The organism is Sphingobacterium ginsenosidimutans, assembly GCF_039536865.1.
Lineage (GTDB): Bacteria > Bacteroidota > Bacteroidia > Sphingobacteriales > Sphingobacteriaceae > Sphingobacterium > Sphingobacterium detergens.
Genome location: NZ_BAAAZK010000005.1, coordinates 136,961 through 150,640, shown reverse-complemented (window position 1 = coordinate 150,640; position 13,680 = coordinate 136,961). Strand labels below are relative to the sequence as shown.

The 13,680-nt window shown below is 39.3% G+C and carries 7 protein-coding genes; 6 read left to right on the top strand and 1 reads right to left on the bottom strand.

Features of this window, described 5'->3' with window-relative positions:
- Nucleotides 1-178 precede the first annotated feature (178 nt).
- The 6 genes from ABFX33_RS09590 to ABFX33_RS09565 all read left to right on the top strand — a co-directional run bounded on the left by ABFX33_RS09590 (nt 179) and on the right by ABFX33_RS09565 (nt 12,755).
- Nucleotides 179-1,342 carry an ROK family transcriptional regulator gene (locus tag ABFX33_RS09590; RefSeq protein ID WP_346085760.1) on the top strand — a complete coding sequence of 388 codons (1,164 nt, stop codon included), beginning with the start codon at nt 179-181 and terminating at the stop codon, nt 1,340-1,342.
- A gap of 26 nt (nt 1,343-1,368) precedes the next feature.
- Nucleotides 1,369-4,740 (top strand): SusC/RagA family TonB-linked outer membrane protein, encoded by a 3,372-nt coding sequence (locus ABFX33_RS09585; protein ID WP_346085758.1) that lies wholly within the window; start codon nt 1,369-1,371, stop codon nt 4,738-4,740.
- A 12-nt stretch (nt 4,741-4,752) separates the two neighbouring features.
- Entirely contained in the window at nt 4,753-6,351 is a 1,599-nt protein-coding gene (locus ABFX33_RS09580; protein ID WP_346085756.1) for a SusD/RagB family nutrient-binding outer membrane lipoprotein, read from the top strand.
- 199 nt (nt 6,352-6,550) lie between these two features.
- Nucleotides 6,551-7,717, top strand: coding sequence for an ROK family protein (locus tag ABFX33_RS09575; protein WP_346085754.1), 1,167 nt, complete (start codon nt 6,551-6,553; stop codon nt 7,715-7,717).
- A 24-nt stretch (nt 7,718-7,741) separates the two neighbouring features.
- On the top strand, nt 7,742-10,837 hold the full coding sequence (locus ABFX33_RS09570) for a SusC/RagA family TonB-linked outer membrane protein (protein ID WP_346085752.1): 3,096 nt from the start codon (nt 7,742-7,744) through the stop codon (nt 10,835-10,837).
- Between the two features lie 19 nt (nt 10,838-10,856).
- On the top strand, nt 10,857-12,755 hold the full coding sequence (locus ABFX33_RS09565) for a SusD/RagB family nutrient-binding outer membrane lipoprotein (RefSeq protein WP_346085750.1): 1,899 nt from the start codon (nt 10,857-10,859) through the stop codon (nt 12,753-12,755).
- A gap of 188 nt (nt 12,756-12,943) precedes the next feature.
- On the opposite strand, the gene ABFX33_RS09560 is transcribed toward ABFX33_RS09565, so the two are convergent.
- Complete coding sequence (locus tag ABFX33_RS09560) at nt 12,944-13,387, bottom strand: hypothetical protein (RefSeq protein ID WP_346085748.1); 444 nt, start codon at nt 13,385-13,387, stop codon at nt 12,944-12,946.
- Nucleotides 13,388-13,680: the final 293 nt, after the last annotated feature.

Below are 13,680 nucleotides of genomic sequence, written 5' to 3'. Positions count from 1 at the left end.
ACTCATTTTTATGCCTAATTTAACCAACCACTGCACAAACAGGAGGTATTTAGCAGTAAAATAGTGGTTTAGACGGTTTCTTTTTAAAATTATTTAAAAAGTATTTTGAACTTATACACAAAATACTTTATCTTTATATTACAATTATAACCGATTCTTTCACAAGCCAATTATACCGATGAAAGCCGACATATTAAGATTATTATATTATAATGAGACGCAATCAATTGCGGATATCTCAAAAAATCTTTCAAAAAGCACTCCAATCGTTACAAAAAACATTAACGAGTTGGTTAAACAAGGACTTATTCTTGATAACGGATTAGGCGAATCAACCGGGGGACGCCGCGCTTCCAAATATGGTCTAAATAATACACTTCCCTACCTTATCATCAGTATCGCCATAGATCAACATTATAGTTCCTTCGCGATTTCCAATTTGGCCCATAACATCATTGCCCAACAAAAAGATGTACCTATTAATCTCAAAGAACAGAATGCTGGCGAAATTATCCTCCAAAAGCTAGAAGATATTGTCAAGGAAAGTAAGATAGAAGAAAAGAAAATCATCGGCGTAGGCATCAGTATGCCAGGATTCGTTAATCCCGAAGAAAAAATCAACGACTCTTATCCTAAAAATTCCTCCCTTCACCACCTCTACAAACAAATTGAAGAAAAACTAAATATAACGACTGTCATCGACAATGACTCCCGCTGTATCGCTTGGGCAGAAAAAGAATTCGGCCACGGTGTGGACATAGCGCATACACTCGTTATCAATTTAAACTGGGGTGTTGGTTTAGGAATCATTATAAATGGTGAGATCTTTAAAGGTGCAACAGGTTTTGCAGGCGAATTTAGCCATATCCCGCTATCTGACAAAAATACGCTCTGTTCTTGTGGGAAAAGAGGCTGCCTAGAGGTTGAAGCATCTTTGAACGCTGCAATACAAAACACGGAATCCGATATTGAGAATGGCGAATATTCAATTTATTCAACATTTGTTAAAGTAAATTCCAACAAAGCAGATGCATTGATCGAAGCAGCAAAATTGGGTGACCAAATTGCAATTAATAACCTCGGGAAGATTGGCTATATGCTAGGGAAAGGTATTTCCACATTACTCCATATTCTCAATCCAAACAAAATAATCATTAGTGGCCGTGGAGCAGAAGTAGGTGACATCATAGCACCCCAAATTCAAGTTGCTATTAATGAATTCAGTATTCCTAAGATAGCAAAAATGACGAAAATAGAAATTTCGTCACTACACAAAGATGCGCAGCAAATGGGAACTGCAGCATTGGTTGCTGATCACTTGATTGATAATATTATTAACTAAACTATTTTCATACAAACACCTACATTATGAGTCTATTTCAAAAACGAGCTGCAGGTTTAGCGTTGTGCACCATATTTAGTGTCACATCGCTATATGCACAGCAGTCCATTACGGGTACAGTAAGGGACGCAAACGGACCAATTGCTGGGGTATCAGTCTCTGTAAAAGGAACAAATCGAGCTACCCAAACCAATGAAAACGGAAGTTTTACGATCCAAGCAAGTCAAGGAGAAACGTTACGTATATCCATAGTCGGATATAAACCTCAGGAAATTCAAGTCAATGCAACAAAGACTATCGATGTAACCCTCTCTAACGATGATTCAAGCCTGGATGAAGTTGTCGTTACAGCATTAGGAATCAAACGTGAAGCCAAATCACTGGGCTATTCAGTACAAAAAGTTGGTGGTCGTGAACTTACCCAAACAAATGCACCAACTGTTGCCACTGGACTAATGGGAAAAGTTTCGGGAATGAACATCAGCATGTCGAATGGTGTTGAAGGGGGATCGCAACGCGTGGTTATACGTGGTGCAGCCTCATTAACCGGAGCAAATCAACCGCTCTATGTCATTGATGGTATGCCCATAGATAACAATCAAATTACAAGTAAAGGAAATGACATTACCAAAGCAAGTGGATCCTATCAGGACTGGGGTTCGATATTAAATTTTATCAACGCGGATGATATTGAAGATGTAAGTGTATTGAAAGGACCAACTGCGGCCGCACTGTATGGTGCGCGAGGTGGTAATGGTGTTGTTTTAATAACAACAAAAAAAGGAAAACTGAAAGAAGGACTTGGAATTGACTATAACTATTCATTTCGTTCCAATGACCCCTATCGTTATCAAGAAATGCAAAACAAATACGGATACGGCGGAGCGATCGCGCTATATTCGGCCATTCCAACCTTACCTGTAGACGCTAATGGTCAATTAAGATACCCAGGTGCAGACCCTTGGTCCGGAACAAATATTACTGACCAGAAATGGCTTAGTCACGGTACTGTCCCGGGAGGGAAAAATACCTGGGACTACTTTAGCTGGTACGGAACAGGTGCTTCATGGGGAGCCGAAATGAAGGGTCAAGAAATCCTATGGTGGGATGGCACCAAGAGAAACTACTCACCACAACCGGACAATATTCAATCATTTTACCGTACAGGGAATACACAAACCCATAATGTCGCATTTAGTGGTGCAAATGAACTAGGAAGTGTACGTTTATCTTACACACGCCAAAACAACACCTCTATCATTCCCAATAGCAACTTTAACAATAACACCTTCAATCTAGGAACTAACGTCAAAATATCGAAGAAAGTAACAGCAGACGTCTCGGCTAGTTATATTAACTTTTATCGTCTTAATTCTCCAGATGTCGGTAATAGTGATAACTCCTGGGGTAAATTTTCAACCTACGGTATGTCCCGGGATTATAAAAATCTTGAAAAAGACATTTACAGAAATCCCGATGGCAGTAAAAATTTATTAGATGGCTCTGTCTACAATATGGGGTATCCTTATGGTGGATATGGAAGAAATCAATATTGGAACATTTTCATGAACAATACTGAACTGAACCGTGATCAGCTATTAGGAACCGTAAAGTTAAATGCTGAATTAACAGACTGGTTAACTTTAATGGGGAGAGCCTCAGGAAATTTCTCTTCTGACGAATTCGACAAGAAATCCTACCCAACGGACAAAGAAGGCTTACAAGGGAAATATGGACACGAACTTTATAAAACAACAGACCGAAATCTTGATTTTTTAGCGACTGTGCATAAGGAGAACTTAAATGGATCCAAATTTAGTGGGAGTTTTTCGTTCGGAGCAAGTTCCTGGAAATCCAATTATCGCGGTATACAAGGATTTAATGACGGTCCGTTCAATGATCCATTCTTATTTTATTTAGCAAATATCAATAAAAACGGTTCGGTTTCAGGTTTTATACCTACCGAAGAACGGATGGAACAGCAAATAAATTCTTTGTTTGGAATCGCCAATATCTCGTATGATAACTTCCTGTTCTTTGAGGGAACATTCAGAAATGACTGGGCTTCAACTTTGCCCAGCAAAACAAGGAGCTATAATTATCCAGCAGCTTCCTTAAGCTACGTCTTTACCGAAAAATGGGCAAACAAACCCAGTTGGTTCGACTATGGAAAATTAAGAGCCGCATTTGCGAAAAGCGCGATTGGAACAAAACCTTACCAGACCTCATATATCTATGGTACCGGAACATTTAATGGCCAACCGATCCGCAAAATTTCAAATAATTTATTGCCTGTAGATTTACTGAAACCACAACGTTCAACTTCCTATGAACTTGGAACAGATCTGAGCTTTTTGAAAAACCGCCTGGGATTGACCTTTACTTACTACAAAGTTAATTCCACTGATCAAATTATTGACCTAAACGTTGCTCCTTCCTCAGGTGTTACTGGTGTACGAACAAATTCAGGAGAACTCCAAAACCAGGGTATTGAATTTACTTTACGGGGAACACCGATTAAAACGCAGGATTTTTCGTGGGATCTGACATTAAATGGCGCGCATAACAGGAACAAGCTTGTTAAATTGGCTCCAGGCATTAACGAGTATTACTTAGATGAGATGTTCGGGAGTTATGGAGTCACGATGAAAGTGAAAGTAGGTGACAATTTTGGAACAATCTATGGATCAGACTTCGAATACTATGAAAACAGCGATAGACGGCTTGTAGAACGTGTATTGGATGGAAAAGGAAATCCTACTGGGACGAGGTATAAAGTAACTGGCGATCAGGTACCAATTGGTAATGCTAATCCAAAATTAACGGGTGGTCTGGGAACCAATCTACGCTATAAAGATTTTTCACTCTATGCATTGGCTGATTTCAAATGGGGTGGTGATATTTGGAGCGGGAGCTATTCGACAGCCATGGGTAATGGTCTTTCACCACAGACCCTATTGGAACGCGATGGCGGAGGCTTGCCATACACCTATCCAGATGGATCAAAAGCAAATCATGGTGTAATTTTGGACGGTGTATTTGCTGATGGAACGGAAAATAAAGATGTCGTTCACTATATGTGGAAATATGCTGGATCTTATGCTGCTTGGTCAGATATCAAAATGCCTAGAAGTTTGGCTGTTTTAGAAAATTCTTGGGCTAAACTACGCGAAGTCAGATTAACCTATCAAATTCCAAAATCTGTGGTTCAAAAAACTAAATTCTTCCAAGGGATGTCCGCATCGCTCATTGGTCGTGATCTATTTTACATTTACACGAGTTTACCAGAGAATTTAAATCCTGAAGCGATCAATGGTATTGGTAATGCACAAGGCATCGAATTTGGCGCTCTTCCGGGTGTCCGTTCCTTCGGATTTAGTATTAGTGCATCATTTTAAAAATTGGAAATCATGAAAAGAAAATATCTAAAAACACTCTTATATAGTTCACTATTTTTGGGGACAGCTATAGTAACATCATGTACCAAAGATTTTGATGAAATGAATGCGCCCTGGAAAGACGCGCAAACAGCAGACATAAAAAGTCTCTTTAATGGGGTTGTGGCCAGCTTGGAACTTGGAGCTCAAGAACAAGCGACTTCCAACACTTGGATTTATCCAATCACTCAATTGGCGACTACTGTAGGGAATTCGGCTTATTCGAGACAGAATGCAGCTAACGAGCTATGGGAAAATTACTACCGGGCGCTTATTTCCATTCGATTGACTGAAAAATTGATCAATGAATCTCCGGATAAGGCTAAGTATCAAAATTTGCAGGCCATGCTGACGATCCTAAAAGCCTACAAGACATTCAAGATGACCGACATCTTTGGTGACATCCCTTATACAGAGGCGGGGAAAGCTGATCAAGGGCCAAATAACTACAGGGCAGCATTTGATAGCCAAAAGAGTATTTATGAAAGCTTATTGAATGACTTAAAAACTGCGGTGGCAAGCCTAACAAGCTCCTCCGATCAAATCTCCATCGGTGCATCCGAATCGCTCCTGAATAGTGATATTGCCTTATGGAAAAAATTTGGCAATTCTTTACGTTTACGCTATGCACTACGTATGAGTGACGCAAATGGAACAGTTGCAGCCACCCATGTGCAAGAGGCTTTGGCCTTACCACTTCTAGAAAATATTGAAAATATAGGATTGACACCCGCTGTCCAAAATTTTACTGGCGAATGGCGTGAATGGTCATTCCACGCCGGAATATATTTACGCATGGGGAGTACCGCATGGGAAATGCTGAGCAACAATAACAACAAAGATGGTTCTGGAATCTTCGATCCAAGAGCCAAAATCTTTTTTGAAACAAATGCCAAAAATGAATGGACGCCCAAACCGCAAAACGTCGCCATGTCCGATGGTGGCGAACCTTATAACCGAAGAAGAGATGATGACTGGTCAGATAAGGGCGCCGGCAATTTATTGTCAAACGTTAATTATTATTTTGGCCGTGATAAAAATATCCCGGAATTGATTATTACTGCAGCAGAAGTCTACTTTCTAAAAGCAGAAGCAGCGGCAAGAGGGATTGGATCTTCTGCAAACTTAGCTGCAGCTAAAACAGAATATGAAAATGGCGTCAAGTCATCAATAAATTTTTGGACGACGATGGCAATGAAAAGCGTGGTCTGGAAAGAGAATAAACCCACTTCTTTACCCTCCGCGGCACAACTAAATACCATCTTAGCCAATCCGAAAGTTGCATTTTCAACTTCGGCTAGCACTACGAATGCGTTAAAATTAATTTATGCGCAACGTTGGTTGGACAACTTTAGACAACCATATGAGGCCTGGTCGCTTCTAAGACAAACGGATGCCACGCCAAAAGCAACTCTAAGTGACAATCTGTATGAGAATGACTTCGGCATAATAAAAAGATTAAATTATGCAGAAAAGGAATACCAGTACAACTTGGACAATGTAAACGCTGTCACTAAAAAAATGGATATTAATGACTGGCAAAAAACAAGGGTTTGGTGGGATGTAAAATAAAACCATAGATACCTATTCATTCTAAAACGTCCCAAAATTTGGGGCGTTTTTTCTTTTATACAAAATAAAATTAGGCACATAAAATAAAATACTTTTTAAAAATATTCAAAAAGTTATTTTCACTTAACACAAAAATAACATATCTTTAGCGCTCACTAAATGGGAAAACACTAACGCATCCCCACATAACGTAATGGAATTGAAGGAGAAAATCCTTGTACATCTGTATTATCTGAAGGAGTTATCTATTGCAGAACTTTGCAAAAGTCTGGCAAAAAGCACCCCTATAGTTACAAAGGCAATTAATGAATTGTTAGATCAGCACATTATTACAGACAAGGGTTTAGCCGCATCCACTGGCGGCAGAAGAGCTGCATTATATGCATTAAATGATGAGGTCGATCAACTCATTGTAAGCATATCCATTGATCAATTCTATACATCCATCCATATCAGCAATCTGAGACAGGAGATCCTATATGAGCAAGTAGACATTCTAATAGACCTCAACGAGTCCGCTGCTGGCCCTAAGATTATTGAAGCGCTCAAGATGCTTATCAATAGTCACAATGTAAACAAGACCAACATTATAGGAATAGGAATTAGCATGCCTGGTTTTGTCAATACGACCCTCGGTGTCAATGATTCATTTGCTGATCATGAACCGATCCATCATCTCAAGGATTTAATTGAAAATGAATTAAATATTCCAACAATAATCGACAATGATTCTCGTTGCGTCGCTTGGGCCGAAAAGGAATTTGGTGGTGGAGTCGACAGTACTCATACCTTAGTCATTAATCTGAATTGGGGAGTAGGTTTAGGGATTATCATTAATGGTGAAATTTTTACTGGTGCTACGGGTTTCGCTGGTGAGTTTAGTCATATCCCGCTTTCGAACACCAACAGCCTATGTTCTTGTGGAAAAAGGGGCTGCCTCGAAGTAGAGGCATCTTTAAAATCTGCCATAGAGCAAACGGAGATAGCCATCCAACAAGGAGAATACTCTATCTACAGTACGCTCATCAAAACCATGAGCAACAAAAATAACGCACTCATTGAGGCTGCAAAAATAGGCGATCAATTGGTTATTTACAATATCGGAAAGATCGGTTTTATGATCGGGAAAGGCATCTCTACGCTGCTTCACATCCTCAATCCGAATAAAGTTATTATCAGTGGTCGAGGGGCCGAGATCGGAAATATATTAGGACCGCAAATCCAGAATGCCATCAATGAATTTAGTATTCCGAGAATAGCAAAAATGACCGAAATAGAAATTTCCGGACTACACAAAACTGCACAACAAAAAGGGACAGCTGCATTAGTTGTCGAACATTATATCAATCGCATTTTAACGAATTAAACTCTTTACTTAATTACCTAAAAAATGAGTCTATTTTACAAAAAAGCAACGGGCCTAGCATTATGCACTATATTTAGTGCTTCCGCCCTCTATGCACAACAAACTATTACGGGTAAAGTATCTGATGACAAGGGACCTGTTTCAGGGGTTACTGTAGCAGTCAAAGGAACTACAAAGGCAACACAAACGAACGCCAGCGGATCATTTGCTATCGATGCTGCTCCAGGAGAAACAATCCGTCTATCAATCGTTGGATACAAAACTCAGGAAATCGTTGTTGGCTCGACTAAAACGATTAATGTTACATTGACCGCAGATGCTTCGACATTAGGAGAAGTCGTTGTGACGGCAATGGGTATAAAAAGAGAAAAGAAAACATTAGGTTATTCTTTTCAAGAGGTTAAATCCGAACAACTTACAGATGCCAAAGAAACCAACGTTGCGAATGCTTTAGTTGGTAAAGTTTCCGGACTTCAGGTGATCAAAGGTTCTGCAGGTCCAGCATCTTCAACTAAAATTACGCTTCGTGGTAACAACTCACTTACAGGAGATAATCAGCCATTAATCATTGTTGACGGTGTGCCGATGAATAATTTCCTTGGCGGTATGAAAGGAAATGGTGATAAAAACAATGACATGTGGAATCCAGCGACCGATATGGGTGGCGGATTGGGCGATATCAACCCCGACGATATCGAGAGTATGTCCGTCCTTAAAGGCGGTGCAGCATCAGCGTTATATGGATCAAGAGCTGGTAATGGTGCCATCGTCATCACAACCAAATCAGGTAAAGCGCAAAAAGGTGCTGGTATTACATATTCTTCCACCATTGGTCTTGAAACTATATTCATGACACCAAAGCTTCAAAATAGCTATGGCCAAGGAAAAGATGGTGTTTATAATCCAATAAGTACAACGAGCTGGGGCGATAAAGTAAGCAAGGTATATGACAATATTGGTGCATACTTCAATACGGGGGTTAATCATACACAAAACCTTGCTTTTCAACAACAGCTGGGCGAGACCAACATCTATTCTTCTGCGACCTATCTAAATGATCAAAGTAAGATCCCGGGTTCTTCATTAGAGAGAATCAATTTGATGACTAAGGTCACTTCATCATTTGGCCCTGATAAACGCTGGACGACAGATGTCAAGGTGCAGTACATGAATATGAATGCCAAAAACAGACCTATCTCTGGACAGAATAATTCAAATGTGTATAGCACATTGTTTACCATGCCTCGTTCCATGAATATTCTGGATTTTAAAAACCCATTGAATGCAGTGGGTGATATGGCTTGGTATGGAACAAGTGAAAATAAAACAATGAACCCGTACTGGTTGGAAAAATACCGTTTAAATAACGATATCCGTGACCGTTTTATCATGAATGGAAACATCAAGTACAAATTCAATGATTGGTTGGATGCGGAAGCAAGATTTGGGCGTGATCAGTATACAACCAATTATGAAAACAAAACTTACGGCGGTAGCCCATTGATTACAGGTGGTAGTTATGGAGTTGGTAAAAATACATTCTTTGAAAACAACTTCACTGTAGCTTTAAATGCACGTAAAGATAATTTGATTGGAAAATGGGGTGGATCTGCTTCTGTATTCGGACAAATTATGAAAACGAGATCTACTGGGATAGATGCAAGTACAGGAGAACTTCAGGTTCCAAACTTGTTCTACATCAACAACAGTAAATCTTTTCCTACGATCGAACAGAGTTTATTGCAAAAGCAGATCAACTCACTATACGCTACCGCGGAAATCAATTACGACAACTACCTATTCTTTAATGTGACTGGAAGAAATGACTGGTCATCAGCGCTAGGATTGGACAACAGATCTTTCTTCTACCCTTCCGTAAGTGGATCATGGGTAATTTCGGATATGATTAACAAAACTGGGGGCTCATTACCTAGCTGGTTATCTTTTGCGAAATTGAGAGGATCTTATGCTGAAGTTGGTAACGATCTTCCATCTTTCCAATTGTATAATGTTTACAACATTGGAAAAGATCCAAATGGTAATACCACCGCTGGTATGGGGAATACCAAATATAGCCCTAGCATCCTGAGCGAGCTAATCAAAACCATCGAATTTGGTTTCGACACCCGGTTATTCAACAGCCGATTAGGATTAGATTTTGCCTGGTATAAAACCAATGCAACCAACCAGTTGATTGATCTTCCAATGAACCCTTACAGTGGTTATGAATACGAAAAAATCAATGCTGGAAATATTCAAAACTCGGGTTTTGAAATCGTATTGGACGGAAGAATATTGACCAATAAAGATCAGTTAACATGGAATTCCAGCCTGAACTTTTCAAGAAACAGAAATAAGATCATCAGTCTTGCTGACGGTGTAGATATGTATCCATTAGGATCTTATGACAACGTTTCTATCCGTGCACTTGAAGGTGGATTATATGGTGATATTTATGGCACAAAATTCTTACGGGTTGAGGATCCGAACAGTGAATTTAATGGTCAATTGATCTTAAATGGCAGTGGACTGCCACAGGCTGCAAGCGGTCTTCACAAACTTGGAAACCAAGCACCTAAAGCATTGGTAGGCTGGAACAATAATTTTGCTTACAAAAACTTTGGATTAAGCTTCCAGGTAGACGGAAGATTTGGCGGTGAATTTTTCTCTGGGACAAATCTAAATCTACAGGCAAATGGTAGTGCTGCAGTTACAGCTCCAAATGGTGAGCGCAATCCATTTGTCGTGGATGGTGTGATTGCCTCTAATGGATCTTACACAAAAAATTCCGTGCAGACCACGCAACAATTATATTGGACACAAGTGACTACCACATCAGGAAACTACGGTATTACAGAACAAAATGTGTATGACGCAACCAATATCCGTTTGAGAAATGTGACATTAAGCTATAATTTCCCAAAAAGCATACTGGGCAACAGCATTGTACAACGCGCTAAAGTTAGCTTGACAGGAAATAATCTTTGGATGATCAAAAGTTATGCAAATGGTGTAGATCCAGAATCTGTATTTGCAATCAATTCGAATGCGACAGGCTTTGAGAACTTCTCTACACCAACATCCAGATCATTCTTCCTTAATGTCACTTTAGGCTTCTAATCAACAAAAACGATAAATCATGAAAAATATCATATCAAAAATAGGTTTTGCAGTACTTCTGGGAGGAGTAATCAGCTCATGCTCTAAATTTGAAGAGATGAACGTCAACCCTTATAAGGCCAATGACGATCAGGTCAAAATAGAATTCTTTTTTAACAATTCACTTACGGGCGCACAACAAGATCCCAATATCGCTGAACGTATCTTTGTCCTCGACTGGAAGACTACTGGAAGACAGCATATGACCAACGGTTTAGCTACTGGAACAGTAAATGATGATTGGTCTAAAGAGTATTATAGATATTCAGCTGAATGGATCAAAAATGCAACCAAAGGAATTGAAGTTGCTACCAATGAAATCAACGCTGGATCCGCAAAAGATTATACCAATAATTTATTACAGATTTCCCGTATCTGGAGAGCATACCTGATCAGTGAGGTAACGGATAATTTTGGTCCTACCCCTATTGCATTTGCAGAAGGCGTTAATCCTAAATACAGTTCGGTGAAAGATGTTTACTACTATCTTTTCGAGGAACTTAAAGATGCAACTTCCAAGATAAAACCCGGCATAAAGGTTCCTGACGATGTTGTCAAGTTTGACCGAGCGTACGGCTTTAATGACGAGAAGTGGATCAAATATGCCAACTCAATGCGGATGCGTTTGGCGATGCGCCTATCTGAAGTTGATGCAAACAAAGCAAAATCAGAGTTTGAAGCCGCTGTCGCTACCAATAAGTACATTAGCAATACAGCGGACAATTTCACTGTTGCCGAGAAAGACGGTTGGGATCCATTGACGGGTGTCATGAGTCGTAGCTGGAACTACCAGGCCCTTTCGGCGACATTAAATAATCTATATCTTGGATTAGGTGGTATTCAAACAGAAAAGCAAGTTGCTCAAGATTTGAAATCTTCAATCAAAGCCGAGAACTACATTGGCAAGCGTTACAGTAACCATTTCACCAGCATGACTAATGATCCTTCTGCTGGTTACTGGCTGGATGGTCTTCCAAATAAAATAGATCCGCGTGCGTTAAAAGCATTCTTTATCCCTGGAGATTTTAACAATCAAAATTTCTTTGATAATGGAGATGACTCTAAAAAAACGGTAGATACCTTAGTGAATGGTAATGCCAAAATTGCGATAAATACAAAATATACCTGGAATGCATTTTCATTAGGTGACTGGGCTGCAAAGGGAACAAACAACCGTTTAAGAAGCACATTAGTTGGTAAAGTTCCAGCAATCGCGGTTCAGTTCAGAAGAAGTGCAAATAGTCGCATCTTCTTTGCCAACTGGGAAACCTATTTCCTTTTAGCTGAAGCATCTCTAAAAGGATGGATCACAGGGACATCCGCGCAGGCAGCCTATGAGAGTGGTGTCAGAGCCAATTTCGATTACTGGGGCGTAGGTCAGTTTGCTTCGGAATACCTAAGCTCTACAGACTATAACAGAGTAGGTACATCAGTTAGTTTCACACATATTGCGGAACCAGGTGATGCACATACCATGGATTATATCGATGGTTACACCAATGCTGCCGGTACAGTAAGCATTAAATACCCAGTCAACTCACTTTACAAAAATGGTACAGTACGCAATGACTTATTGACGAAAATTATTACTCAAAAATTCATCGCTAATTTACCTTGGTTACCTTTAGAGTCCTGGAATGATCAAAGAAGATTGGGTTTACCTTTCTATGAAAATCCTGCGATTGAAAATGCTTTACCGAACTTACCTGATCTTACATCAGCAAACTTTATGACAAGCAATATCAAATTCTTTCCGCAACGATTAGCATTCCCTTCTTCATTTAGGGATACTGATCCTGCTGAATACCAAAATGCGGTATCGCTATTGGGTGGTGCTGATAAAGTCTTGACACCACTTTGGTGGGCAAAACAGAAATAATTTTTTTAGACGACAAGTCAAATTTAAAGGAGGTGTATCTTATGTTACACCTCCTTTTTTTATATAGCCTTTCTGCCCGAATTTTTCAATACGACCATTTTGAATTTATCTGAGTCATCAATCTAATCATAATGATGCGGATATCCGATATGTTACCAATTAGATCGTCCTGAAAAAATCATTTGAGTCTACATCTTGGTAATTGTCGTATAAGCCCAATTCGTCCAAACCCCATCTTTATTTTTTACCCGCGCCGAAACTGTATATGTACCGCTATTAGAAAATTGTATCCGTACACCAGTATGGTTTTCCAAGAGACAATCCAATCCCGAATCGTATGTAATTGTTGCCGAAGGTGAAACCTGCCATTCCGTATCTATGGCATCTGTACATCTATTGGGGTATAAAGCAACGAAATTCATAGCCGGCATCGGACCTGAACCTATTGTGGCCGATTCGCTCCATATCCCATTCAGTACCGTTGGCAGAGTTGCCTTAATAACCATTTTCGATTTTGAAGAAGGAGCCGTTAAATACCGTTCGGCATTAGAATTTAAATCTGCCTTTGTGAAGCCAAAGCTTAGGATAGCTCCTAAGCATAGCAAGCTTTTGAAAACTTGATTTTTTTTCATAATTGTTTATTTATAATTGAAGGTAATCGGCTTGAAATCTGATCAAACCCTATATAAATATAAACAATTTGTTACATATTATATTCTCAATTTTACAATAAGACATAGCCATCTTATGTATTATGTGTATAATTTTAACATTTCTTTTTAAAAAATTTAAAAAGAATTTTGAACTTAATAGAAATACTACATATCTTTATCACATCAACCTAGTCTGGATCGCAGCTCATTCAGTTATTCGGACTTGGGAAAGACTAATGTTGTGCATACTAACTTAGATATTAGGTAAAATA